Raw genomic sequence first — 23,193 nt, 5'->3', positions numbered from 1 at the left:
CAACCTCAGCCCAACCGTGCTGCCGCCCGTGCGACGATTTCCCCCCGGGTCTTGCGCGACTCGGCGGTGCGTTTGTGGGCTTCTTCCAGCACGTGCTTCGGGGCGGTGTCGGGGCTGCCCGAATCAAACGGCGGCGCTGGCGCGTATTCGATCTGCAGTTGTACCAGCTGCGCCGCCGCTTCGCTGTACAGCTCGGCCGCCAGGGTCAGGGCGAAGTCGATACCGGCGGTGATCCCGCCACCGGTGAACAGGTTGCCGTCGCGCACGACACGCGCCTGGACCGGGATCGCGCCAAGCGGGGCGAGCAGGTCGTGGTAGGCCCAGTGAGTCGTGGCCTTGCGCCCGCGCAGCAAACCCGCTGCGCCGAGCACCAGCGAGCCGGTGCACACCGAAGTCACGTAGCGCGCGGTGTGCGCCTGGGCCTTGAGGAAGTCCAGGGTGGACGGGTCTTCCATCAATGCGCCCACGCCGGAACCGCCGGGCACGCAAATCACATCCAGGGCAGGGCAGTCGGCATAAGTCATGGTCGGGGTGAACACCAGGCCGGTGCTGGACGTGACCGGTGCGAGGTCTTTCCATATCAGGTGCAGCTTCACCTCCGGCAGCGAGCCCAGCACGTCATAAGGGCCGGTCAGGTCCAGTTGCTGGATGCCGGGGAACAACAGAAAGCCAATCTGCAAGGTCATGAATGAAGCTCCGCTAAAGGGGGTGGACGACTTCACTCTAGAGGCCTAGGCTTTGGCGAATACGCCATTGAACCCACCAATCACGCCAATCATGCCCAGAATCATCCACGTCCTCGCTTTCGATAACGCCCAGGTCCTCGACGTGACCGGGCCGTTGCAGGTGTTCGCCTCGGCCAATGACCTGGCGCGCCAACGCGGCTTGCCGTTGCCGTACGCCGTCAGCGTGATCGCCGACCAGGCAGAGCCGGTCATGACCTCGGCGGGCCTGGCGTTGGTGGCGCAGCCGCTGCCCCCTGTTGACGCACCTTGCGACACCTTGGTGATCGCCGGTGGCTGGGGTGTGTATGGCGTCGCCGAAGACGCCGCGCTGGTGCAGTGGGTGCGTGAAAAATCCCGTCATACCCGGCGCATGACGTCGGTGTGCACCGGGGCTTTCCTGCTGGCCGCCAGCGGCTTGCTCGACGGTTGCCGCGTCGCTACCCACTGGACCCGCTGCGAGGAACTGGCGCGCAAGTTTCCCGCGCTGACGGTGGAGTCCAACCCGATCTTTATCCAGCAAGGCTCAGTGTGGACGTCCGCCGGTGTCACGGCCGGCATCGACTTGTGCCTGGCCCTGGTCGAGGAAGACCTGGGCCGCGCCGTGGCCCTGGAAGTGGCGCGGCACCTGGTGGTGTTCCTCAAGCGCCCCGGCGGTCAATCGCAGTTCAGCGTGACCCTGTCGCTGCAAAAAGCCGGCAGCCGCTTTGCCGAGCTGCACGCCTGGATCGCCGACAACCTCACCCTCGACCTCAACATCGCGACGCTCGCCGCCCAGGCGGGCATGAGCGAGCGCAGTTTCGTGCGTCACTACCGCGCCGAAACTGGCCAGACGCCCGCGCGCGCCGTCGAGTTGATCCGGGTTGAAACCGCACGCCGGCAACTGGCCGACAGCACCGCATCGATCAAGCGCATCGCCGTGCACTGCGGTTTTGGCTGTGAAGAGACGCTGCGCCGCAGCTTTTTGCGCGCCCTGCAAGTCACGCCCCAGGCCTACCGCGAGCGGTTCTACGATCCGGCTTGAACGAAAACGTACACATCTGTACCAAGGTGCTATGTTGGCTGACTACCTTGCGCAGTGAGCACCCGCCGCTGCACCGCTGTTTCCTCCGCCCCCCGGCGTGACGCTGCTCATGAAGCCATTGCCTGTGATCGGCGCCGTCTCCCTGTCGGACGATTGCGCAAGCGAGCCTATTCACATTCCCGGCTCGATCCAGCCCCACGGGTTGCTGCTGACCCTCAGTGAGCCGACGCTGGTGGTGCTGCAGGCCAGCGCCAACGTCAATACCGTGTTGGGCCTTGGCGGCGAGTCGTTGTGCGGCCAGGCGCTGGGCAGCCTGATCGGCGCAGACGCGTTGGCCCAGGTGCGCCTGGCGCTGGTCGACCTGGATACGGATGAAGACGAGCTGCACCCCGTGACGCTCAACGGTGATGTTTTTGACGCCTTGCTGCATCGGCACCAGGGCTTGCTGTTTCTCGAACTGGAGCGCGCCGTGACACCCCGGCATGCCGCCGCGCTGCATGTCGCCCGTGCCCTGCGTCGCCTGCAGTCGGCGAAGAGCCTCGATGGGCTGTACCAGATCTGCGTCACCGAGATCCGCGCACTCACCGGCTATGACCGCGTCACCCTGTACCGCTTCGAGCAGGAGGGCCACGGCAAGGTGATCGGCGAGTCCCTCAGTGACGGCATGCCGCCGTACCTGGGCCTGTGTTTCCCGGCGTCGGATATCCCGCCCCAGGCGCGTGAACTGTACCGGCTGAACTGGATTCGCGTGATTCCCGATGCCGCCTACACGCCAGTGCCGATCCTGCCGGCCCTGCGCCCCGACACCGGCCAGGCGCTGGACCTCAGTTTCGCGGTGCTGCGCAGTGTCTCGCCGGTGCACTGCCATTACCTGAAAAACATGGGCGTGCGTTCGTCGATGAGCATTTCCCTGCTCAAGGACGACCAGCTCTGGGGCCTGATCACCTGCGGCCACCGCGAGCCCTTGCGCGTACCCCATGAGTTGCGCACCGCCTGCACCAGCATTGGCCAGTTGCTGTCGATGCAGATCACCTTGCTCCAGGAGCAGGAGGCCCGCCGCCAGCAGCAGGAAAAAACCAGCATGATCGATGCACTGGCGACTGCCATGGCGCTGCAGACCTGTGACGTGATGGAGAGCCTGCGCCCGCACGCGCAGACCTTGCTCAACCTGACGGCCGCCGATGGGCTGGCGATTCTGGTGGAGGCGCGGCTGCACCGGTTTGGCGTGTGCCCCACCGAGGAAGAGATCCGCGCCTTGTATCCGTGGATCCAGGCGCAGGGCAAGGGCGTGGTCTGCAGCCATCAATTGGGCGCGGAGTTCCCGCCGGCGGTGGCTTATCAAGCCATCGCCAGCGGCCTGTTGGCTTTTCGCCTGCCAAAGCCGGTGGATAACGCGGTGATGTGGTTCCGCCCCGAGGTCCAGACCACCGTGCACTGGAGCGGCGAGCCGATCAAATCGCGCGAAGCGGGCACGACTACATTGAGCCCGCGCCTGTCGTTTGAGCGATGGAAGCAGCAGGTCGACGGCAAGGCGCTGCAATGGTCGCCCTCGGAGTTGCTGGCGGTGGAAAGCCTGCGCCGCCACGCCCTGGAACATGACCTGGCGCGCCAGGTACAGCGCGAACACGCCGCCGTGCGTGCGCGGGATGAGTTGGTGGCGGTGGTCTCCCATGACCTGCGCAGCCCGCTGACCATTCTGCTGATGCAATGCGGCATGATGCGCAAGCTGGTGCCCGTCGACGACACCAAGGCCAGCCTGCGCTTGACCAGCGCGATTGAAACCATGCAGAACGCCACCTCGCGCATGAACACCTTGCTCGAAGACCTGATTGATATTTCGCGCATTGAGGCCGGGCGTTACCGGGTGGCCCCGCAACCGCTGGATGTGGTGACGACCCTGGAGCAACTGGGCCTGATGTGGCAGCCGCTGGCGGCGGCCAAGGGCGTCAACCTGACCTGGCAGGCCCAGCCAGGGCTGCGCGTCGAGGCCGACCCGGAGCGACTGTTCCAGGTGTTTTCCAATCTGCTCGGCAATGCCCTGAAATTCACCGGTCTGGGCGGCGCAATTGAGGTGCTCGCCCAGGCGGCGGATGATCACGTGCTGTTTCGCGTCTGCGACAACGGCGCGGGCATCGACGCGGCGCAACTGCCTTACATCTTCGAACGCTACTGGACGTCCCGCGAGGGCAACCCCACCGGCAGCGGCCTGGGCTTGTACATTTCCCACGGGATCATCCAGGCCCATGGCGGCACGCTGTGGGCGGAAAGCGTGGCGGGGCAGGGCAGCGTCTTCAGCTTCCGGCTTGCAGCTGCGCCCTAGCGTCGGTCGAGCAACTCAATGATCGCTGCCAGAGTCGCCTGCGGGGCTTCCTGGGGAATATTGTGGCCGACGCCGGGCAACACTTCGCGCCGGTAAAAGCCGCTGAAGTGCTCCACATCGTCGTCCTCTTCCGGCGCTGGTCCCACGCCATCATCGGCGCCACACAGCGAAATGCTCGGCACCGAAATCGGCGGTTGCAGGGCCAGGGCCACTTCGATGGGCTCCAACGCCGGGTCGCCGGGTGCGTACATGAAGCGATGGCGATAGGAGTGAATCACCACCTCGACAAAGTCCGGATTGTCGAACGACGGCGCCGTCTGGTCATACAGGCTCGGCCCCTCGGCCCAGGACGGCGACCACAGTGACCAGAGCAACTTGCACAACTGCGCGCGATTGGCGGTCAGCCCGTCCACGCCGCGCTGGGTATGAAAGTAGAACTGGTACCACAACCGATGCTCCGTCACGGGCGAGCGCGGCTTGAGCGACTTGGCGATGTCCTGGATGTTGTAGCCGTCCCCGGTCACCAACCCGCGCACCCGCTGCGGCCACAGCGCCGCGACAATACACGCGGCGCGGCCACCCCAGTCATATCCTGCAAGCGTGGCCTGCGGGATCGACAACGCATCCATGAACTCGAGCAAATCCTTGGCCAGCGCCGCCTGTTGCCCGGAGCGCACCACTTGCTCATTGATAAACCGCGTCGGGCCATAACCGCGCAGGTACGGCACCAGCACCCGACACCCGCGCGCGGCCAGCACCGGCGCGATCGCGTCGTAGCCGCGCGGGTCGTAGGGAAAGCCATGCAGCAGGATCACCGGGGTACCGTCGGCGGGGCCATGGGCTTCATAAGCCACGTCGAGCATGGAGGTACGTATATAGAGCAGTGCGGTCATGGGGGCTCCTGTCGGTTGGTCAGCGGTGTTGCAACTGTAGTCCACGGGCGTGACGGGATAGGGCGCGCTTGAAGGCAGTAGGGTTACTTGTCCAGGTCCAGCTCGGCGCTGCTGCGCACCTGTTTGAAGTGGTGCCGCCACAGATCCACGCCCAGCTTGCCCGAGCGATCCAGCGACGAGCCGACCGTCAAGTCGCTGATCAAGGTCGGCTGCAGCCCGGCATCGAACAACGCAAACCCCGCCGCCAATACGCAGGTGTCGGTCTGGATACCGCACACCAGCACGCGCTCGGGGGCGAGGCTTTTCAGGTAGGCGATGGTTTCGGGTGTCGGCGCATAGCCGTGCTTGATGAAGACGCGATCTGCCGCGATCAGGCTGGGGTCATCCGGGGCCGGTTGCCAGCCGAGCTGGCGGGTGAAGGGCGTGATGCTTTCGTCATGGCGCTCCACGGTGGCCACTGACGGCAATCGCCCGAGCAGGGCATTGATGCCGTCCACCAGCCACTCGGGAGGGTTGAAGGAAGGTTGCACATCGATGATCAGCAGTACCTGGCGCATGGGGCTCCCGTGACGGGTCGAGGGGCGCCCCATTGTGCACAGCCCACCTCACGGTTGCCAGGTGGTCTTCTCGCCGCTGAGCTTGCGGTCCAGGAAGGTGGCCGCGCTGATCAACGCCAGATGGCTCAAGGCCTGGGGGGTATTGCCGAGGTGGTGGGCCTGGCTGTCGAACTCTTCGGCGTACAACCCCAGCGGGTTGGCGTAGCGCAGCAGTTGCTCGAACTCCAGGTGGGCCTTCTCCACCTGCCCGGCGCGGGCCAGGCATTCGACGTACCAGAACGAGCAGGCGGCAAACGCGCCTTCGGTGCCTTGCAGGCCGTCGATCTGGCTGTCGTCGTTGCGGTAGCGGTAGACCATGCCATCGCGCACCAGGCTTTTCTGGATGGCTTCCAGGGTCGAGAGCCAGCGCGGGTCGGTGGCGGCGACGAAGCGCACCAGCGGCATCAGCAGCATCGAGCCGTCGAGCGCCGTGCTGCCGATGTGCTGCACGAAGTGTCCGCGTTCCTCGTTCCAGAAGTTGCTCCAGATGTCGGCGTAGATGGCCTGGCGCGTCTGGTCCCAGCGTGCAAACGGCGCCGGCAGCGAGCGCTTGGAGGCCAGGCGGATCGCTCGGTCCAAGGCCACCCAGCACATCAGCCGCGAATGCAGGAAATGATGCTGCTCGCCGCGCATCTCCCAGATGCCCACGTCTTTGCGGTTCCAGATCTCGCAGACCTGATCGGTGACTTCCACCGTGTGTTTCCAGCCCTCGTGGGAGATGGCCTCGCCGTACTTGTTGACCAGGTACACCGCGTCCATCAGTTCGCCATAGATATCCAGCTAGATCTGGTCGACCGCCTCATTGCCGATGCGCACCGGTTTGGCGCCACCGTGGCCGCTCAAATGCTCCAGCTGGGTTTCGGGCAGCTCCTGGCGCCCGTCGATGCCGTAGAGGATATTGATCTTGGTCGGCTGGCCGCAGCAGTCGCTGACCCGGCCCTTGAGCCAACGCATATAGGCGTTGGCTTCTTCGACGAAGCCCAGGCGCATGAAGGCGTAGACGGTGAACGAGGCGTCGCGGATCCAGGTGTAGCGGTAGTCCCAATTGCGCTCGCCGCCTGGGGTTTCCGGCAGTCCGAAGGTCGCGGCGGCAATGATTGCGCCGTGTTTGCGCGAGGTCAGCAGCTTGAGCGCCAGGGCCGAGCGGTTGACCATTTCGCGCCAGCGCCCGCGATAGTTCGACTGCGCGATCCAGCCGCGCCAGAACTTCAAGGTATGGGCCAGTGCAAGGTCGGTGCAGCCGCTGTCCACGCGCTCATCGTCCTGGCCGCCGAGCACGAACTCGGCGCCTTCTTCCTGGCCCAGCTCAAAGTGCGCCACGGCGGCGTCGTTTTCGATCTGCAGCGGGTGGCTGCCGGCCAGGCGCAGGCCTGGCTGGCCATCGGCGGTGAAACACACGGTGCCGTTATCGAGGGCGGCGTGGGTGGACGCGCGCGCGTAATCATGGCGCACGGCGCAACGCAGGTGGAGGGTGGCCTTGCCGCTGACCACACGCACGCGGCGGATCAGCAGGGGCAGGTCGTCGATTTCTTCGCTGATGGTCAGCAGGTCGGTGACTTCGACCACGGCTTCGTCGCTGAGCCAGCGGGTTTGCAGCACATTGGTATCAGGCAGGTAGATCTGCTCGCGTCGCGCGTTGGGCAGGTCGGGGGTGAGTTGGAAAATCCCGGCACCGGGGGTGTCCAGCAGCGAGCAGAAGATCGACGGGCTGTCGAATTCCGGCCAGCAGAAGAAATCGATGCTGCCTTTGTCATTCACCAGGGCGGCACTGCGCATGTCGCCAATGATGCCGTGGGCATCGATGGCGCTTTGTTGCTCGTCATTCAAATCAACCATTGCCACGAAACTCCGGATAAAGGCTCATGCCGCCGTCAATAAACAAGGTGCTGCCCACTACATAGTCGGAGGCATCACTGGCCAGCCACACCACCGCGTTGGCCACGTCCTCCACATCGCCGATGCGGCCGTAGGGAATCAGCTTCAGCAGCTCCTTCGCTGCCGCGCCTTCAGTGGCGGCGCGGTTGATCGCGGTGCGGATCGCGCCGGGCGCAATGCCGTTGATGCGGATGCGCTGTTCGCTGACTTCCTGGGCGAGGGTGCGCATCAACATTTCCACGCCGCCCTTGGACGCCGCGTAATTCACATGCCCGGCCCAGGGAATGAGCTGGTGCACCGAACTCATGTGGATGATCTTGCCGGCCGCCCTCGACACGCCTTCACGCAGGCCCTGGCGATTGAAGATACGCACGGCCGCGCGTGCACACAGGAACTGCCCGGTGAGGTTGACGCCGATCACGCTGTTCCAGTCGTCCAGGCTCATGTCGACCAGGTTGGCGTCCTTTTGCATACCGGAATTGGCCACCAGGATGTCGAGGTGACCGAAGGCCTCGAGGGTCTGGGCGAATAAACGTTCTACGTCGGCCTCTTTGGACACATCGGCGCCAATGGCAATCGCCCGGCCGCCTTCTGCATTGATCTCGGCCGCCAGGGCTTCGGCCGGTGCGGCCTGGGCGTTGTAATTGAGCACGACGGCGGCGCCGGCCTGGGCCAACGCCTTGGCCGCGCCGGCGCCGATTCCGGAACTGGCGCCTGTCACCAGTGCCACTTGTTGCTCCAACGAGATGTGCATTGCCCACCCGACCTTAAATTCGTGAGTTCAAGTAGCTGACTGACGCCGCGCAACGGAAGTTCATCCGTGTGATTTTAGCGACTACAACCATGGTGATAAATGGAATAAAAGAATAATAAGAAATAACCATAAGATACTAAAAAACCGCTCAAAAGCGTTTGACAGGATTTTTTGTCGCGTGTCTTATAGGCACACCTCAACCCGCTCCGTTGGTAGTTCGGATGTCATCGCGGGGCCACCTATAAGAGAAATGTATGTGCCTGTCGGCCGTTATAGGGGAACTACCAGAGCAGGAAAAACGGGCCGCGTTATTACGCGCTCCCAAGTTGATTATCTTCGATTGCGACGGTGTCTTAGTTCACAGTGAAGAAATCACCCTGTCTGTGTTGATTACCCTGCTGAATGCCCAAGTAACGGGCAGTTTCAAACTGGATGAAGAAACGTATATCGAGCGCTTCCGCGGTCGTCGCATCGCTGAGTGTTTGCGCGAGGCGCAAGGGTTATTAAATATCGAGTTGGACAGTCAGTTCGAAGCACACTTTCGACACCAGGCCCTGGCGGCACTGACACTCAACTTGAAAGCCACTGATGGAATGGTTGAAGTCCTGCAGTCCTTGACGGTGCCTTATTGCGTGGCGTCGAGTGCGCCGCGCAACAAGATAGAACATTGCCTGCGCATTACCGGGCTGTTGCCTTACTTCGAGGGGCGGATATTCAGTTGTTATGAGTTGGGACGTTGGAAACCCGATCCCCTGGTGTTTTTAACCGCTTGTGCAACTTACAACATTGACACCGCTGACGCCTGGGTAGTTGAAGACAGTGTCACCGGCGTCCAGGCGGCGATGGCAGCGCATATAAAAGTGCTGGGGTTTGGCCCGCCCAGTCGCCACGCGCAGTTGGCAGCGGCCGGGGCATTACCGTTTTCCGATATGCGTGAAGTGTTGTCCCTTATTAATCATTGACCTTACTCAGGGAGGAGGCGTTGTGAGCGTACACGGTTATAGAGAACGGCTTAAGGCCAATGACCCCGGTTCAGAAGTTTGGTGGGATTCATCGCCGGTGGTGTACGCGCCTTTTAAAAGTCACTTGCTGGACAAGTACCCGGCGGCGATTGCACATATCGAGCAGGTGATGCCCGATGAATTCTCGCAGGGCAGCGGCTTCAGCAGTGTGACCACCAACCCCCGGCTGGTGACCGCAGCGATTCTCGACAAGCGCGAGTATTGGTCGTCGCGCTTCAACCTGGCGAGCCTGTCGCCCGCCGAGTTGCGCAAGAAGCTCTACAACGAAGTGATCGCCGAGGGCGCCGCAGCGCTCCAGGCGCTCTGGGTGCAGTCGGGCCAGGTCGAAGGCTGGATGTGCGCGCAGGTCGACCCAGTCGATGTGCGTTGTATCGAACGCATGACGGCCCGTGGGCTGGAGCTGCAGCAGCTGGCGCCGAACGTGATGGTCAAGGTGCCCGGCAGCCTGGAGGGCATGGCCACCGTCGAATACCTGGTGGCCCGGGGCGGTTCGGTGAATATCACCTTCTGCTTCACGGTCTCGCAGTTCCAGGCCGGCCTGCAGGCCATCGAGCGGGGCATGGCGACCGCACGCAGTCACGGTATCGACACCCGTCACTGCCGGCACGTGATTACCTTCATGATCGGACGGTTTGCCTGTCAGCCGGAATTTGCGTTGCAGGCGGCAGAGCGCGGCCTGGCGTTGAGCCCGGAGGAACTGCGCTGGGCCGAACTGATGGTCTACGAGCAGATCCAGGCGCTGGTCGCGGCGTCGACGGTGCCGGTCAAGACCCTGTTGTCCAGCATCAAGATCGATGTCGACGAGCGCGGCAACAAGCATTGCTGGCACCTGGAAAAAACCGGGCTGAAGGCGACCTGCTACACGCTGACGCCGGACGTGGTGGAGTTCCTGATCGAGCGTGAGAGCCACGGCAAGCCGGTTGTCCCGGCGACGCAGCCGTTGACGCCGCCGGCGTCGATCTTCGCCAAGCTGATCCGGATTCCGTATTTCTGCGAAGCCTATTTCATCGACAGTATCGAGGCGTACGACTTCGGCAACCATGAGGCGTTTATCAACGCCTGCAACGAGGCCAACAGCGCGCACCGGCGGCTGGCCGATTACTGCGTGCGACTCTGCCCGGTGGCGAAGCCGTTCAAGCGGTCGCTCACCGCGCTGCTCGCTGCCGAATTCGGGGTGATCGCATGAACAAGATGATCGGGTTGTGGGCCCACCCGCGCTCGCGCTCCACCGTGCTGGAACGGGTGTTCATCGAGCGTGGAGATTTTGAAGTGTTCCACGAGCCTTTTGCGCACATGGCGTTTACCGAGGCATCGGCGATCCCATCGGATGAGTGGGACCACAGTTTGCCCACCACCTACGAGGGCATCAAAGAGCACCTGCTGGCGGCTAAAGAGCGCAGCAACGTGTTTCATAAAGACATGTGCTACCACTGCCTGGATGACTTGAAAGTTGATCTTGGGTTCCTCGCACAACAAGCCAACATCTTTCTTATTCGTGAACCGGCCAGCAGCATTATTTCCCATCATCGGGTCCATCCCGATATGCCTGTCCAGGCCATTGGGCATAAAGCCTTATATGACATCTTTTGTGTGGTCACCAAACTGACCGGAACAGTGCCCTATGTGATCAATGCCGATGATCTGGCGGCTGAGCCGGAACGGGTAATACGCAAACTATGTGATTACCTGGAGATTGAATTCCTGCCTCACGCCATGACGTGGAAACGTGAATGCCCGCCCCAGTGGAAAACCTGGAGAAGTTGGCACGTGGCGGCAGAAAACAGTGAGCGGATTATTTCGCCGGCTCAACAACAGATTGATATGACAGTACTCGATCAATTTCCGAAGTTGCGGGAATTGTACGAGTACCACCGCACGTTTTATGCGCGCATGAATGAATTTTGCCAATAAGGATTGTGGTATGAAGAAGTTGATTATTACCGGCGCGGCCAATGGCATCGGCCGGGCGACTGTCGAACAGGCGATTAAGGACGGTTACTTCGTTATTGCGGCCGACAAGGACCGAGAGGGCCTGGAACGGCTGCAGGGGCTTCATGGCCGCGAGGTCCTGGAGACCCACGTCGCCGACTTCTCCGACCCCGCCGTTATCAAGGGGTTTATCCCCGCGCTGTATGAGCGCCATACAACGATCTACGGGCTGGTCAATAACGCCGGGATCTACCACGGCAAAAGCGTCTACGCCTATTCCGATGAGCAGATCGATGAAATCCTCAATGTGAACCTCAAGGCGCTGGTGTATCTGTCCAAGGATTTTGCCGAGCGCGAGATGAAGCACGAGGCCCCGCGCGCCATCGTCAATATTTCCTCGGTAGCGGGCGAGGTCGGCAGCTGTGACGCACTCTACGGTGCGACCAAGGCCGCGGTCATCGGCCTGACCAAGGCCAATGCCTGGAATTTCGCGCCGTTTGTGCGGGTCAACGCGGTCTCGCCGGCGCTGATCCATGAGACCGCGATCTACGACACCATCCCCGAGTACCGCCGTGTGGAGTACGCACGCCAGGAGATCCTCAAGGATCCCATCCTGCCCAGCGGCGTGGCCGAGGTGATTTTGCTGCTGATCGGTGAGGGCTTCCGGCACATGACCGGCAAGGTCATCCCCGTGGACAACGGAGCCTACCCACGGTGAGCCAGTCCCTGCGCAAGAAAAAACTGCTGCTGGTGGGCGCCGGCAACCTGTGCCTGCAGATCCTGAAGATTCTCGGGCCAAAAAACGCCTTCGAATTTGTGGTGCTGGGGCGCAACGAAGAGTCGACTGTCCGGCTGTGCAACCTGGTGGCGCTGTCCTGCGCCCAGTTGGGCCAGTACATCGCAATCAAGCCGGTGATCGCCGACCTGACGGACATCCCCAAGGTGACGCGAGTGCTGCGTGAAGAAGCGCCGGACATGCTGGTGAACTGCGCGTCGTTGCAATCGTGGCGGGTGATTACCGGCTTGCCCAGGTTGTCGTTCGAGCAGCTCGACCAGGCGCAATTCGGTCCCTGGTTGCCTATGCACCTGACGTTGATGCATTGCCTGATGCAGGCGGTAAAAGCCTCCGGCATCTCGGCCAGGACCGTAAATGCGGCCTTCCCCGATGCCGTCAATCCGATTCTGGCCAGGGTCGGCCTGGCGCCGGATATCGGCGTAGGCAACGTGGCCAACCTGATCCCGGCCACGCAGCTTTCCATCGCGCGGTTGCTCGAGTGCGCGCCCGCGGACGTGCAGGTGCAGTTGTATACCCAGCACTACTTCAGCCACTACGTGCCGCGCGGTGGGTTGCCGCCGCGTGCCAGCTACCGCTTGTTATACGAGGTGCGCGACCGGCCACCAGTGACGCGCCTGTCAGACGCAGAGATCTTCTCCACGGTGAAATCCGAGTTCCGCCGCCTGGGCGGGATCGATGGGCAGTTCCTGACGGCCTGCTCTGCGGTCACCGTCATTGAGGGCCTGTTTTCCCCCACGCCGGTGTGGGTGCATGCACCGGGCCCGCTTGGGCTGCCGGGTGGCTATCCGGTGAAGCTGCACGAGGGGCGGATCGACGTGCAGTTCAGCGAGGCCTGCCCCCAGGACGAGGCGGTGCGCATCAATAGCATCTGCCAGGGCCAGGATGGCATCGACGAAATCCACTGTGACGGATCGGTCACCTACAACCCGCAATGCATGGCCGTCATGCAGGCGCTGCTGGGGTACTCCAAGCAAACCATGTCCATCGAGCAGTCCGCCGACTTTGCCCGGGAATTGGCGAGCAAGTACCTGGCCTTCAAAAATTCAACTTGGTAGGTGTGTGATGAATCAGATGTCAGGGCGCAAACACAGCGAAGTCGCCAGTTATGCCACGCAATACTCCGCAGACTTCGTGGAGCGTTGGGACGAGTTGATCGATTGGGAAAAACGAAAGGCCGGGGAGGGCGGCTTTTTTGAAGAGCTGTTGCGCCAGCACGGTGTGCGCTCGGTGATCGATGTGTCGACGGGCAGCGGCTTCCACGCGGTCCAGCTCAAGGAAGCAGGGTTTGAGGTAGTGGCCACGGACGGCAGCAGCACCATGCTGACCAAGGCGCGGGAAAACTTCCGGCAACGCGGCCTGGAGATCGAATCGCACTACATGGATTGGCTCGCGCTGGATCCCACCGTGCTGGGCAAGTTCGACGCGGTGGTGTGCCTGGGCAGTTCGCTGTGCCACGTCTTTGAAGCCCATGATCGATTGCGGGTGCTGGAGAAGTTCAGGGCACTGCTCAAGCCGGGCGGCCTGCTGATTGTGGATCAGCGCAATTTCTTCGCGATTCGCGCGGGTAACTTCAAGGCCAGCGGCAATTACTACTATTGCGGCACCAACGCCTGCGTGACCCTGGGGCACGTCGATCAACACCTGTGTGAGTTCATCTACACCTTCGATGAGACCGAACAGTATCGCTTGAAGGTGTATCCATTGTTGCCGGGCAAGTTGGCCACCGAGGTGCTTGCGTCCGGGTTTGGCGCGCATGAGAGCTACGGTGATTTCCAGCGTGACTACGACATGATGACCTGTGACTTTGTCATCCACACCGCGCGCGCCGTCTGAGGGTCAGAGCATGAGTACACTCGTACAGAGCAACCCCCGCACCCTCGACAGTGTGGTGCTGGCGGTGGTCTTGACCGGCTTCGTGGCCAGCACCTATGGGTTTGGCGTCTACCTGTTCGCCAACCTCGTGGTGGACATGCGCCGGGACATCGGCTTCGACTACACCACGGTCGGCGTGATCACCGGCGGCGCGCAGGTCGGCTTCCTGCTGTTTTCCTCGGTCACCAGCTATATCAGCCGGTTTTTCGAGGGCTGGAAAATCAGCCTGGTGTCCACCGTGATGACCTCCCTGGCGCTGCTGGGCTTGAGCATCAGCGACAACATCTGGCTGTCCGGCGCGCTGCTGATTCTGCTCGGTGGCTGTTCCGCCTCGGTGTATATCCCGTTGGCCGAGATCGTCACCAAGGGCTTCAGCCCGGGAAATCGCTCGCGGGTCATGGGGCTGATTTCCAGTGGCACCAGCTACGGGGTGTTTATCAATGGATTGCTGGTCTCGTTTCTCACCTTGAACGGCGGCTGGCGCTCGATCTGGCTCACCGCCGGCCTGATCTCCGTGGCGTTGTGCCTGGTGGCCTGGTTTCTGTTGCGTAACCTGGGGGCGAGCCAGGATGTCGGCTTTTCCGGGGAGCACCCGGCAGTGGCGGGCGGTGATCGGCCCTGGCTGAGTCGTTCGCTGTACCTGACCTGGGCCATCGCTTTTCTCAACGGCATGGCACTGTTGCCGTTCCAGACATACCTGGCGCCTTTTCTTCGCGATGAGCTGGGCGTGTCGGTGCAGGATGCCGGGTTTATCTGGACCACCATCGGTGCCGTGGGCATGGCGTCGGGGTTTCTGGTCGGGTGGATCGCCGACAAGGTCGGCGTGCGGGCATCCCTGGCGATGTGCTTTTTGAGCGCGGGGCTTGCCGCCACCCTGGTGTTCAGTTTCAACAGCCTTCCACTGTTCTACCTCGCGGCCTTTTTGTTCGCTTTGGCGTTCTACCCGATCTTCGGGCTTGTCCCCAGTTACATCGGGCAAATCGTCCCGGTCAGCCGCCTGACCCAGGCCTTTGGCATCGCCAATGTCCTGATCGGCCTGGGGGGCGTGTGCGGTAACTTCCTCGGCGGGTTTTCCAAGGACCTGACGGGGTCGTTCTCAAGCGTCTATTGGGTGGTTGCGCTCTTGTTGTTCGCGCAATGCGTGATGGTGTTCATGTTGGGTAAACAACCTGTTTCGATGACGGCGGGAGAGCAGCCATGAGCTATGTTGCGCAAGGTCCAGGCCAGAACCTGCATGCGTTTGCGTTCAGCCATCTACGCGCCGAACACCCGCGCATGAAGCAAAGGCCGTTGGTCATCTGGATGACCGGCATCTCTGCCTCCGGCAAGTCGACCATTGCCGATGCACTGGACATTGCCCTGCAGGCCCAGGGGCGATTTACCTGCATCGTGGACGGCGACTCCGTGCGAGGCGGGCTGTGCCGGGACCTGGGATTTACCGACAACGACCGCGAGGAGAATATCCGTCGCGTCGCCGAAGTGGCGCGGCTGATGCTGGAGGCGGGGCTGATCGTGATCGTCGCGCTGATCTCACCCTCGGCGGCGAGCCGGCACTACGCGCGCTCGATCATCGGCAATGAGTCGTTTGTGGAAGTGCATGTGGATGCGCCGTTGGAAACCGCCGAACAACGCGATCCCAAGGGCCTGTATAAAAAGGCCCGCGCCGGGCTGATCAAGAACTTCACCGGTATTGATTCGCGGTATGACCTGCCGATCTTTCCGGAAGTCCACTTGAATACCCAGGCGCTGTCGGTCGAGCAGTCCGTCGAGGCGATCCTCGATTGGGTCGCACGTAACGACGCGCGCACGTAGCCGTTGGTCTTTGCGTCGGTATCACACTGTCAGCCTTTTCAGAAAACAAGGTAATCTGCGGCATCGCCGCAAGACCGCGTTTTCTAAGGAGCAGACATGACGCATTTTACGGGCACTGCAAAATCGATCCGTCTGATTGGCGGGGCCCGGGTGTTGGACTTTATCAATACCACCAATGGCCGGCGTCCCGGCACCACCCTCAAGGTGATCGAAGAGCGGCTGACCAGTTTTCAGTTCTTCTTCGAATGGGCGCTCCATGCCTCGTTGATCTCGGCGCAAGAGTTCGATGACTACAAGCCCATGGTGTTTGAGTCGCCGATTTCCTATCAGCCCGACCTGGACGCGATCATCGCGTTCAGGGAGTGCCTGTACGCCGTGTTCTATCCGTTGTCATTGCAACAGGCCGCGCCCGATGCGCCATTGCAGCAGATCAACCTGGCATTCCAGCAGGGCGTTGCCTGGCGACTGCTGCGCTCGGTGGATGGCAAGCCTGCCTGGGAGTGGAAACCCTGCACCACCGCGCAGGAACTCACCACCATGGTGTTGGGCCGCCTTGCCATCGAGGCCACGCAAATGCTGGTGTCCGGTGATCTTCAGGCATTGAGGAGTTGCACGGCCACCGACTGCGATTGGGTGTTCCTGGACATCTCCAAGAATAAACTGCGCAAGTGGTGCCAGATGAGCGTCTGCGGCAGCCGGGAGAAGCTTAGCCGTCTCCGGCAGGTGGCCAGCCAGCCATAGCGAGTGCCACGGGCGACGGGTAGCAATTGCTCGACTTAATAGGAAGCATTACTATTCACACCCCGCCTCCCCAGTGCTCCCGCGATGATCCCTCAGCCGCCCCGCAGAACAGGCTTTTTCGAACACTACGAAGAGTTGGTCGGGACGTGGACGCGCCGCCTGAGAAACCGTCAGCAGGCCGAAGACCTGGCCCATGACACCTTTGTGCGGGTGCTTGAGTCAAAATCTTCCGAGGTCGAGCAACCGCGCGCCTACCTGCACCAGACCGCGCGCAATATTGCAGTGGACGCTTATCGGCGCGAAGACCGTCGCGAAGCCATGGCCCTGCAAACCTGTGATCAGAGCTCGCCCCACAGCGGCGACCCGGAGCATTTCATGCACGCGATCCAGTTGGCGGACTCCATAGAACGGGCCTTGGCCGAGCTACCCCTCAACTGCCGCAAGATTTTCATCTGGCAGAAAATCGAGGGCCTGACCCAGCAGGAAATCGCCGAACGCCTGGGGTTGTCTAAAAACATGGTGGAAAAGTATATGATCCGCACCCTGCGGCATTTGCGTGACCGCCTGGACGCGATGGCCCCATGACCCACGCCCGCTTTTTACAGGACCTTCCATGATGGATAACGTTGAACGTGCCTGCGGCAGTGAGGAGGCTCGCGATGCAGCTGCGCAATGGTTCGTACGTCTTCAAGACGCCGACCTGAGCCCTGAAGAGCGCCAACGGTTCGACGCCTGGCGCAATGAGCGCGCCGAGCATCAATACGAGTTCGATGTGCTTCAGGGATTGTGGAGCGCCACCGACTTGCTGCCCAGGGCGCGCCTGCAGGCATTGTGCGAAGCACCCGCCGAGCGCCCCAAGCGCCACGCGGTGTTGCGTTATGCGATGGCGGCCAGTGTGGTCGCCGTGGCCGTGGGGCTGGGGCTGTTCAGCGGCCTCGATCATCCAAAACCCTACACTGCCGAGTTCAGCACCCGCCTGGGTGAGCATCGCCAGGTGGCCTTGCCGGATGGTTCCGTGATGGACCTCAACAGCCGCAGCATCGTCGCCGTGCATTTTGAAAAAGGCCGGCGCGGCGTGGAGCTCAAGCAGGGCGAGGCGATGTTCAGCGTCGAGCACGACACCAGCCGGCCCTTTGTGGTGGCCGCCGGGGCAGGGCAGGTGACGGTCACCGGCACGCGGTTCGATGTGCGTCGCGATGACGACCAGACCCGCGTAGCGGTCGAGGCCGGCACCGTGAAGGTGCAAGGGCAGGCTGCAGACACCGTGGTGACACTGACGGCGGGCCTGGGTACGCATGTCGACCGCAAGGGACAGGTGGCAACGGCCTACGCGGTGAACGCCGAGGAGCTGACAGCCTGGCGTACGGGCAAGCTGGTGTTCAACAACGCGCCGCTGGGCGAAGTCGCACGCGAAGTCTCGCGTTATCGCGAGCAGCCACTGCGGGTCAGCACACCGGCAGTCGGCAACCTGCGCCTGACCAGTGTGTTCAAGGCCAACGACACCGACGCCTTGCTCAAGGCCTTGCCACATATCCTGCCGGTGGCCTTGCGCACCTTGCCGGACGGCAGCCAGGAAATTATTTCACGCTGACATTCAGGTTTTTTCCGAGTTCTTCGTCTTCTCCTGCAACTGCAACTGGTTTGCATTAACAGCCGCGTACTTTTGCGATCACAGGACTAGGTTCGACGTGAAAAAACTTGCCGTGAACAACAATAAAATCTCTCGCTGGGCGCCACTCGCGCTGGCGCTTGCTGTCAGCGCCGCGCTGCCGGCCGCCTACGCCGCCGAGGGCATCCACATCCAGGCCCAGCCCCTGGGCGCAGCGCTGAGCCAACTGGGCCAGCAGACGTCCCTGCAAGTGTTTTTCAGCCCGGACATGGTCGCTGGCAAGCAGGCACCGGCGGTCGACGGCAACCTTTCTCCTGAACAAGCCTTGCGCCAATTGCTGCAAGGCAGCGGCCTGGACTACCAGATCGACGCCGGTTCCGTGACCTTGCGCCCGTTGAACAGCGGCACTGGTGAAGCCGGCTCGCCGCTGGAACTGGGCGCCACCGACATCAAGGTGGTCGGTGACTGGCTCGGCGATGCCAACGCCGAAGTGGTGCAGAACCACCCCGGCGCGCGTACGGTGATCCGCCGCGAAGCCATGGTCGAGCAGGGCGCGATGAACGTTGGTGACGTGTTGCGCCGCGTGCCCGGCGTGCAGGTGCAGGAATCCAACGGCACCGGCGGCAGTGATATTTCCCTCAACGTCGGTGTACGTGGCCTGACGTCGCGCCTGTCGCCGCGCTCCACGGTGCTGATCGACGGCGTGCCGGCGGCGTTCGCGCCCTATGGCCAGCCGCAGCTGTCGATGGCGCCGATTTCCGCCGGCAACCTGGACAGCATCGACGTGGTGCGCGGCGCCGGTTCCGTACGTTATGGGCCGCAGAACGTCGGCGGCGTGATCAACTTCGTGACCCGCGCGATCCCCGAGAAATTCTCCGGAGAAGTCGGCAGCACCCTGCAAACGTCCGCCCATGGCGGCTGGAAACACATCGATAACGCTTTCATCGGCGGCACCGCCGACAATGGCATCGGCGTGGCATTGCTGTATTCCGGGGTGAATGGCAACGGCTATCGCAACAGCAACAACTCCAATGACATCGACGACGTGATCTTCAAGACCCACTGGGCGCCGACCGATCAAGACGACTTCTCGCTGAACTTCCACTACTACGACGCCAGCGCCGATATGCCCGGCGGCCTGACCCAGAAGCAGTTCGACGCCAACCCGTACCAATCGGTGCGTGACTGGGACAACTTCAGCGGCCGCCGCAAGGACGTGTCCTTCAAGTACATCCGCCAGATCGATGACCGTACCCAGGCCGAAGTCCTCACTTACTATTCCGACAGTTTCCGTGGCAGCAACATCGCCAACCGCGACCTGGGAAGCATCGGCTCGTACCCGCGCACCTACTACACCTTTGGCATCGAGCCGCGGGTGTCTCATGTGTTCGACGTGGGCCCGAGCACCCAGGAAGTCAGCCTGGGTTATCGCTACCTCAAGGAAGGCATGCACGAGCAGGCCACCAGCCTGAAACTGGTCGACAACGTACCGACGCCGGTCGGCTTCAACGATGGCCACGTCTATCAGGATCGCACCGGTGGCACCGAGGCCAATGCTTTCTATATCGACAACAAAATCGATATCGGCAAGTGGACCATCACCCCGGGCATTCGCTTTGAAGACATTCGTACCGAATGGCACGACCGGCCGGTGGTCGGGCTCAAGGGCGAGGCGGTGGCTGAAAAGCGCCGCGAGGTTAACAACAACGAGCCGTTGCCGGCCCTGAGCGTGATGTACCACGTGTCCGATGCCTGGAAACTGTTCGCCAACTACGAAACCTCGTTCGGCAGCCTGCAATACTTCCAGTTGGGCCAGGGGGGCACGGGCGACCAGACCGCCAACGGCCTGAACCCGGAAAAGGCCAAGACCTACGAAGTGGGGACGCGCTACAACGACAACGTGTGGGGCGGCGAGCTGACGTTCTTCTACATCGACTTCTCGGATGAGTTGCAATACGTCAGCAACGACGTGGGCTGGACCAACCTGGGTGCCACCAAGCACACCGGTATCGAAGCGTCGGCCCACTATGACCTGTCGAACCTCGACCCGCGCCTCGACGGCCTGACCGCCAACGCCGGCTTCACCTACACCAAAGCCACCTCGGAAGGTGACGTGCCGTTCAAGGGCCGCGACCTGCCGCTGTACTCCCGTGAAGTGGCGACCCTCGGCCTGCGCTACGACATCAACCACTGGACCCACAACCTGGATGTGTACGCCCAGTCCGGGCAGCGCGCACCGGGGACCACCAGCACCTATATCACCCAGGGCACGGCGGACGGCCAGTACGGTGATATCCCGGGTTATGTCTCGGTCAACGTGCGCAGTGGTTATGACTTCGGCGAGCAATTGTCGAACCTCAAACTGGGCGTCGGCGTGAAGAACGTTTTCGACCAGCAGCACTACACCCGTTCCAGTGATAACAACTCCGGGTTGTACCTGGGCGAGCCACGTACGTTCTTTGTGCAGGCCAGCGTCGGGTTCTGAATCGCATCGATTGGGAAAAATCGCAGCTCCCCGAGGCTGCGATTTTTTTTGCCTGTTTCCTACACCTGCACAGCACATGTTGCCGGTTGATCAGGAACCAATTCCGACATAGCGCCACACATGAGCTAGCTGATGGGCTTCGACATTGTGGTTGGAGCGACAGGCTGAAAATCGCGCCCACCGTAACGGAGAAACCTATGTCGGTATCGATGCTCGATAAACCCACACCTGCTTCATCAGGCCCTGAACTTTCGCAGGCCAAATCCAGCCCCCACGCCAAAGCCCGTGGCCCGGCGCCTGCCGCGCCAACCTTCATGGGGCAAAGCGCTGCAAGCGTCAGCTTCCAGTCTCGAGAAAGCCACGCCGGACCGGTATTCGGCGCGCCTCAGTCGGCCACGGCTACAACGACGTCTGCGGCTGACTCGAGTCGCCATGGCGGCGCAGTGGCGACGTCGAGCGCCTTGGGCCAGATCAAGCATTGGATGGGCCAATGGTTTGGCGGGCATCGTCCACCCCTGCATCCAGGCTGGGGTAACCCACCACCGAGGCCGCATCCTGGTTGGAGCAATCCACCGCCACGCCCGATGCCGGTCATCAGTAATCCGCCACCCAGGCCTTTCCCCACCGTACCCGGCGGGCCAGGCCTGGACTACTCGTTAATGAGTCGTAATGAGTTGGCTGCACAGTTGAGTGCCAAATACAGCGCCTTCAGGGACCCCAGGAACCCTGGGTATGTCAGCGTTGACAGTATTCGAGCGATGGCCAATAAGGGCTGGTCGCCTAACCCGGCCGTCAACGAGAACATTCGCCTGGCAAAAGCATTGCTACGGGACCCGGGGCTGATGAGTGCGCTTGATCGTCATGGTTCCACCGGTGCACTCGATGGGCTGATCGACCGGACCAGTCTCAACGCCGTCATCAATGGAACCAACTACTTCCAATTCAAGACTGACAAAGACCTGTTCGGTGAAATGCTCGAACACTACAACCAGCTCAAAGGCCGATTCGGGCGAGACCTGACCGTCAGCGATCTGCGAAAACTGGCTGGCCAGACCCCTACCGGCGATTCCCCCAAGGATCACCTCATCCAACTGGCCCAGGAAATGTTCAAGCGTACCAATGCGCTCAACCTGGCGAGCTCCGGTAACCGTATCACCCAGGCCATGCTGCGTTATCTATCCCGCTGACCCATGTCCAGGCGCCGCACGCCGGATGCGGTGCCTGGTTCAATTGTTTCAGGAACTGTTTGCGCCAATTTGCCACACAGGCTGTACCTACCGGTTTCAATCAGGCCGGTCGCTTTCAGATTCACAGTGAGGGCTCGCCAATGACATCAACCTCGTTTCGTTCTCCCCAGCCCGGCTGCCAAGAGCTTTTTCGTACCCCGCCTGCAGAGGCGCTGACGGGGGCAGAAACGGATGCCGCAGCGCGGGATCCCATCATTGCATCGAATGCACACGCGGTCGAAACCCAGCGGATGAAAGCTTTTGTCGACCAGCGCAAATTCCAGGCACCCGTCGCGGATGATTTTTCCAGGGGCATGCAGGTCGAGGAAAAGCGCGCCCATGCTGATGCCTCCTCGCTGAAAAACACCGGCCTGCTCAATAGCCTGGCCGCTTGGTGGCGCAAGCAGAAAACCAGTTGATCTGCCGGGTTGACTGACGCCCCTTCGACGGCTCCTTCCCGATCGTTACAAACAATCAAGTTTTACTCGGGTCGATTTGGTCTTTCTCCGGAACCACTGTCTTGCGACCACCACTTAATCGCTGGCTGTTGATTTCGCGGTGTTTTCACCGATCGAACAACCAGAAGCCGATCCGTGGAATCTAACTATGCTGGAGCTCATTTATGGACTTGACTACCAATAATCCAAGGGGCTTTTTCCCCGGGATGAATATACCGACGGGGAATGGCTATGCCCAAACTGTGGTAGACGCGCGGGCGCTGGGCAAATCTCACGATAGTAGGTTCGCGAACGGTTCCGAGCAGTTTTTCGACGGCCAAAACTTCTACGGGGGCATGTCGAGCGTGGGGAACCCTTATGTCGGCTCGGAGGACCACCTGTTGGCGACCAAGTTGAGTAACGTTTATTCGATGTTGGGAGATTTCAAAAAAGATGGTCGCCTGACCCTGAGTTCATTGACGGACATAGCTAATGAAGAACCCGGCAAAAGTAAGGTCTACGACCGGACAATCATGCTGGTCCGGGAGATACTCAATCGTCCGCGACTGGAGGAGGCCATTGTTGGCAAGGGCGGTGAGATCACTCTGGACAGCCTCGCAAAAGTCGGCAGCTTGATTATTGGCAATACCAACCCCAACACCCAGAGCCTCAACCCCTTCCATACGAAAACCAACGCACAGGTTGTAGAGGCATTCCTGGGCATGTTTGATGATCTGCGGGATACGTCGGAAGACCGCACCTTCTTTTTCGAGAAGCACCGGTATGTGCATAAAGATAAGATTATCGAGATGAGCAGGAACCCTGACGAAACAGATAAGAATGGTCAGGTCGTGTTGGATCCAACGACCTTGCTCCCCAAGAAGAAATACAGCGCGCACCAAGTAGCTGTGGGCATAAACCTGGTCGAACGACCAGGACTGTTGGCCTCGCTGGACAGCACCAAGGCTAACGGAACCAACATCTTCGGCAGCCATAACGCTGATGACTGGTTGAAGAACTACAGCATTGAACGCTGGTTGAAGAACGATAAGGACGAAAAGGGTAAATGAATCATGTATG

General features: G+C 61.4%; 21 protein-coding genes and 1 pseudogene. 17 read left to right on the top strand and 5 right to left on the bottom strand.

Going from position 1 to position 23,193, the window contains the following annotated elements; all coding sequences use genetic code 11:
* Positions 1-5 precede the first annotated feature (5 nt).
* On the bottom strand, positions 6-686 hold the full coding sequence (inhA, locus tag QMX97_RS05805; RefSeq protein WP_065907219.1) for an isonitrile hydratase: 681 nt from the start codon (positions 684-686) through the stop codon (positions 6-8).
* A gap of 91 nt (positions 687-777) precedes the next feature.
* Here inhA and QMX97_RS05800 point away from each other — a divergent pair, with 91 nt between their 5' ends.
* Together QMX97_RS05800 and QMX97_RS05795 are read left to right on the top strand one after the other, a co-directional pair.
* Positions 778-1,746, top strand: a complete 969-nt coding sequence (locus QMX97_RS05800) for a GlxA family transcriptional regulator (RefSeq protein ID WP_201143894.1) — start codon at positions 778-780, stop codon at positions 1,744-1,746.
* Positions 1,747-1,855: 109 nt separating this feature from the next.
* Complete coding sequence (locus QMX97_RS05795) at positions 1,856-4,066, top strand: ATP-binding protein (protein ID WP_282396400.1); 2,211 nt, start codon at positions 1,856-1,858, stop codon at positions 4,064-4,066.
* Here the strand turns inward: QMX97_RS05795 and QMX97_RS05790 are convergent.
* The 4 genes and pseudogenes from QMX97_RS05790 to QMX97_RS05775 all read right to left on the bottom strand — a co-directional run bounded on the left by QMX97_RS05790 (position 4,063) and on the right by QMX97_RS05775 (position 8,184).
* Positions 4,063-4,959 (bottom strand): alpha/beta hydrolase, encoded by an 897-nt coding sequence (locus tag QMX97_RS05790; protein WP_282396399.1) that lies wholly within the window; start codon positions 4,957-4,959, stop codon positions 4,063-4,065. The two genes, QMX97_RS05795 and QMX97_RS05790, sit on opposite strands and share 4 nt — an antisense overlap.
* An 83-nt stretch (positions 4,960-5,042) precedes the next feature.
* The gene (locus tag QMX97_RS05785; protein ID WP_065907210.1) at positions 5,043-5,516 is read right to left on the bottom strand and encodes a cysteine hydrolase family protein; all 474 of its coding nucleotides are present in this window, start codon (positions 5,514-5,516) and stop codon (positions 5,043-5,045) included.
* 48 nt (positions 5,517-5,564) lie between these two features.
* Positions 5,565-7,391, bottom strand: a pseudogene (locus QMX97_RS05780) (glycoside hydrolase family 15 protein).
* The gene (locus QMX97_RS05775) at positions 7,384-8,184 is read right to left on the bottom strand and encodes a glucose 1-dehydrogenase (RefSeq protein ID WP_106804602.1); all 801 of its coding nucleotides are present in this window, start codon (positions 8,182-8,184) and stop codon (positions 7,384-7,386) included. The pseudogene QMX97_RS05780 and the gene QMX97_RS05775 overlap by 8 nt, the downstream one beginning before the upstream one ends.
* Before the next feature lie 254 nt (positions 8,185-8,438).
* Between QMX97_RS05775 and QMX97_RS05770 the strand changes: the two genes are divergently transcribed.
* The 15 genes from QMX97_RS05770 to QMX97_RS05700 all read left to right on the top strand — a co-directional run bounded on the left by QMX97_RS05770 (position 8,439) and on the right by QMX97_RS05700 (position 23,183).
* The gene (locus QMX97_RS05770; protein ID WP_065907202.1) at positions 8,439-9,146 is read left to right on the top strand and encodes an HAD-IA family hydrolase; all 708 of its coding nucleotides are present in this window, start codon (positions 8,439-8,441) and stop codon (positions 9,144-9,146) included.
* Between the two features lie 22 nt (positions 9,147-9,168).
* On the top strand, positions 9,169-10,392 hold the full coding sequence (locus QMX97_RS05765; protein ID WP_065907200.1) for a transaldolase family protein: 1,224 nt from the start codon (positions 9,169-9,171) through the stop codon (positions 10,390-10,392).
* Positions 10,389-11,117, top strand: coding sequence for a sulfotransferase family protein (locus tag QMX97_RS05760; protein ID WP_282396394.1), 729 nt, complete (start codon positions 10,389-10,391; stop codon positions 11,115-11,117). The genes QMX97_RS05765 and QMX97_RS05760 overlap by 4 nt, the downstream gene beginning before the upstream one ends.
* 10 nt (positions 11,118-11,127) lie before the next feature.
* Entirely contained in the window at positions 11,128-11,853 is a 726-nt protein-coding gene (locus QMX97_RS05755) for an SDR family oxidoreductase (RefSeq protein WP_282396393.1), read from the top strand.
* Positions 11,850-12,986, top strand: coding sequence for a hypothetical protein (locus QMX97_RS05750; protein WP_282396392.1), 1,137 nt, complete (start codon positions 11,850-11,852; stop codon positions 12,984-12,986). The genes QMX97_RS05755 and QMX97_RS05750 overlap by 4 nt, the downstream gene beginning before the upstream one ends.
* A 7-nt stretch (positions 12,987-12,993) precedes the next feature.
* Positions 12,994-13,764, top strand: coding sequence for a class I SAM-dependent methyltransferase (locus QMX97_RS05745; RefSeq protein WP_213553559.1), 771 nt, complete (start codon positions 12,994-12,996; stop codon positions 13,762-13,764).
* Positions 13,765-13,774: 10 nt separating this feature from the next.
* Positions 13,775-15,004 carry an MFS transporter gene (locus QMX97_RS05740; RefSeq protein ID WP_282396391.1) on the top strand — a complete coding sequence of 410 codons (1,230 nt, stop codon included), beginning with the start codon at positions 13,775-13,777 and terminating at the stop codon, positions 15,002-15,004.
* Positions 15,001-15,615 carry an adenylyl-sulfate kinase gene (gene cysC, locus QMX97_RS05735; RefSeq protein WP_065907185.1) on the top strand — a complete coding sequence of 205 codons (615 nt, stop codon included), beginning with the start codon at positions 15,001-15,003 and terminating at the stop codon, positions 15,613-15,615. Before QMX97_RS05740 ends, cysC begins: the two co-directional genes overlap by 4 nt.
* 96 nt (positions 15,616-15,711) lie before the next feature.
* On the top strand, positions 15,712-16,356 hold the full coding sequence (locus tag QMX97_RS05730) for a CGNR zinc finger domain-containing protein (protein WP_065907183.1): 645 nt from the start codon (positions 15,712-15,714) through the stop codon (positions 16,354-16,356).
* Positions 16,357-16,440: 84 nt separating this feature from the next.
* Positions 16,441-16,941: a sigma-70 family RNA polymerase sigma factor gene (locus tag QMX97_RS05725; protein ID WP_065907182.1), complete on the top strand. Its 501-nt coding sequence runs from the start codon at positions 16,441-16,443 to the stop codon at positions 16,939-16,941.
* A 31-nt stretch (positions 16,942-16,972) separates the two neighbouring features.
* Positions 16,973-17,947 (top strand): FecR family protein, encoded by a 975-nt coding sequence (locus QMX97_RS05720; RefSeq protein ID WP_282396426.1) that lies wholly within the window; start codon positions 16,973-16,975, stop codon positions 17,945-17,947.
* A 97-nt stretch (positions 17,948-18,044) separates the two neighbouring features.
* Entirely contained in the window at positions 18,045-20,450 is a 2,406-nt protein-coding gene (locus tag QMX97_RS05715; protein ID WP_120448062.1) for a TonB-dependent receptor, read from the top strand.
* Between the two features lie 659 nt (positions 20,451-21,109).
* Positions 21,110-21,637, top strand: coding sequence for a hypothetical protein (locus QMX97_RS05710; RefSeq protein WP_256595131.1), 528 nt, complete (start codon positions 21,110-21,112; stop codon positions 21,635-21,637).
* A gap of 59 nt (positions 21,638-21,696) precedes the next feature.
* Positions 21,697-22,095, top strand: coding sequence for a type III secretion protein (locus QMX97_RS05705; protein ID WP_256595130.1), 399 nt, complete (start codon positions 21,697-21,699; stop codon positions 22,093-22,095).
* 203 nt (positions 22,096-22,298) lie between these two features.
* Positions 22,299-23,183 carry a hypothetical protein gene (locus QMX97_RS05700; protein ID WP_256595129.1) on the top strand — a complete coding sequence of 295 codons (885 nt, stop codon included), beginning with the start codon at positions 22,299-22,301 and terminating at the stop codon, positions 23,181-23,183.
* Positions 23,184-23,193 lie beyond the last annotated feature (10 nt).

Origin of the sequence: Pseudomonas sp. PS01298 (assembly GCF_029959745.1) — a bacterium.
In the GTDB taxonomy this organism is placed as follows: domain Bacteria; phylum Pseudomonadota; class Gammaproteobacteria; order Pseudomonadales; family Pseudomonadaceae; genus Aquipseudomonas; species Aquipseudomonas aylmerensis.
This window is presented reverse-complemented; position numbering and strand designations above follow the sequence as displayed.

Excerpts from the sequence above, each read along its gene's own strand:
- inhA (WP_065907219.1), bottom strand. The coding sequence starts at position 686 with ATGACCTTGCAGATTGGCTTTCTGTTGTTCCCCGGCATCCAGCAACTG.
- QMX97_RS05800 (WP_201143894.1), top strand. The coding sequence starts at position 778 with ATGCCCAGAATCATCCACGTCCTCGCTTTCGATAACGCCCAGGTCCTC.
- QMX97_RS05795 (WP_282396400.1), top strand. The coding sequence starts at position 1,856 with ATGAAGCCATTGCCTGTGATCGGCGCCGTCTCCCTGTCGGACGATTGC.
- QMX97_RS05790 (WP_282396399.1), bottom strand. The coding sequence starts at position 4,959 with ATGACCGCACTGCTCTATATACGTACCTCCATGCTCGACGTGGCTTAT.
- QMX97_RS05785 (WP_065907210.1), bottom strand. The coding sequence starts at position 5,516 with ATGCGCCAGGTACTGCTGATCATCGATGTGCAACCTTCCTTCAACCCT.
- QMX97_RS05775 (WP_106804602.1), bottom strand. The coding sequence starts at position 8,184 with ATGCACATCTCGTTGGAGCAACAAGTGGCACTGGTGACAGGCGCCAGT.
- QMX97_RS05770 (WP_065907202.1), top strand. The coding sequence starts at position 8,439 with ATGTGCCTGTCGGCCGTTATAGGGGAACTACCAGAGCAGGAAAAACGG.
- QMX97_RS05760 (WP_282396394.1), top strand. The coding sequence starts at position 10,389 with ATGAACAAGATGATCGGGTTGTGGGCCCACCCGCGCTCGCGCTCCACC.
- QMX97_RS05755 (WP_282396393.1), top strand. The coding sequence starts at position 11,128 with ATGAAGAAGTTGATTATTACCGGCGCGGCCAATGGCATCGGCCGGGCG.
- QMX97_RS05745 (WP_213553559.1), top strand. The coding sequence starts at position 12,994 with ATGAATCAGATGTCAGGGCGCAAACACAGCGAAGTCGCCAGTTATGCC.
- QMX97_RS05740 (WP_282396391.1), top strand. The coding sequence starts at position 13,775 with ATGAGTACACTCGTACAGAGCAACCCCCGCACCCTCGACAGTGTGGTG.
- cysC (WP_065907185.1), top strand. The coding sequence starts at position 15,001 with ATGAGCTATGTTGCGCAAGGTCCAGGCCAGAACCTGCATGCGTTTGCG.
- QMX97_RS05730 (WP_065907183.1), top strand. The coding sequence starts at position 15,712 with ATGACGCATTTTACGGGCACTGCAAAATCGATCCGTCTGATTGGCGGG.
- QMX97_RS05725 (WP_065907182.1), top strand. The coding sequence starts at position 16,441 with ATGATCCCTCAGCCGCCCCGCAGAACAGGCTTTTTCGAACACTACGAA.
- QMX97_RS05720 (WP_282396426.1), top strand. The coding sequence starts at position 16,973 with ATGGATAACGTTGAACGTGCCTGCGGCAGTGAGGAGGCTCGCGATGCA.
- QMX97_RS05710 (WP_256595131.1), top strand. The coding sequence starts at position 21,110 with ATGAGTCGTAATGAGTTGGCTGCACAGTTGAGTGCCAAATACAGCGCC.
- QMX97_RS05700 (WP_256595129.1), top strand. The coding sequence starts at position 22,299 with ATGGACTTGACTACCAATAATCCAAGGGGCTTTTTCCCCGGGATGAAT.